Here is a 1,192-nt window from a genome sequence, read left to right on the forward strand (position 1 = left end):
AATTTGATGGATTAACACCAAATGAATATCGGAACGTATCTTAATTAAAGTTTTTGTTTTTAAGTTGTCCACCTTGACGGGAGTGGTTTAAAGTTAGAGATGGTTATTTTTTATGGTCATTTTTACTAATTAGCACTATACCAATGATTGAAATGACAATCATTAATATCTCATAATCAGTCAATGTTGCACCTTTCTTGGAGCTCAACCATATTTCATAAGCATCACCCTATTGTCATGAGATTAGCCACCATTTATCCAACTTGCTCACTTTAATATTTTATCTACATTACCAATTTTTGTCTAATAGCGAAAAGCTTAAATATTCACTTGATTCTATACACATTTTCAATTTTTATAACAACTGATTAGATATTCATTATAAAAGTTATAGTTAACTGCATATATCGTCACAATTATCTCAATAGACAACATCTATGAATTATGGTAATTTTTTATGGTCATTTTTAATATCCTTTTTACACTATATCCCAACAGCTTATTCGTTTTTATATTTTTTGTGAAATAAACATGGATTGTATTGTAGTTATAAAATAAGCTAAACTAAATATAGGTTTTTAATAAAGGAGGTTAATTATGCACTTTAGAAAAATAAATACTGAAGATTATAATGATTGTGCTAAAAATTTAGTTTCAGCATATGCAGGTCCACCTTGGCATAATAAATGGACTGATCAAGAAGCATTACTTAGAATTGAAGCGACAATGAGTGGTTTTAATTCAAGAGGATATGTTATCGAAAACGAGGATACAATAATAGCAATGTGTATAGGTCGTATTGACTATTATTTTAATAACTTTAATCAATTTTTTATTGATGAATTTAATGTTATACCTAATCAACAAGGATTTGGCATCGGAAAACAACTCATGAATTTTATTATAGATGAGATGAAGCAAGAAAAAATAAATAAAATTTTTCTTATTACTGGTGGAGAATCAGCATCTAAATTTTATGCTAAAAATAAGTTTGAAATAACAAATGATGGGTTTATGATGGAACTTGATTTGTAAAAAAATTGATATTATATTTGAGTTTAAAATTTAATCACTTGTATCATAACAAAAAAACAGCCCACCAATTGATATGCTCCCTGTTAAGTAAACACTTAAATAGTGAAAACTTAGCAGGGAGTTTTATTATGACTAGAAATATTAAAATAGATATCAA

At 27.0% G+C, this 1,192-nt stretch carries 1 protein-coding gene; it reads left to right on the forward strand.

The window, feature by feature from the left end:
• The first annotated feature begins 597 nt into the window (after positions 1-597).
• Positions 598-1,035, forward strand: coding sequence for a GNAT family N-acetyltransferase (locus CD129_RS11935; protein WP_115337696.1), 438 nt, complete (start codon positions 598-600; stop codon positions 1,033-1,035).
• Positions 1,036-1,192: the final 157 nt, after the last annotated feature.

The organism is Mammaliicoccus fleurettii, from assembly GCF_003970575.1.
Classification (GTDB): Bacteria; Bacillota; Bacilli; order Staphylococcales; family Staphylococcaceae; genus Mammaliicoccus; species Mammaliicoccus fleurettii.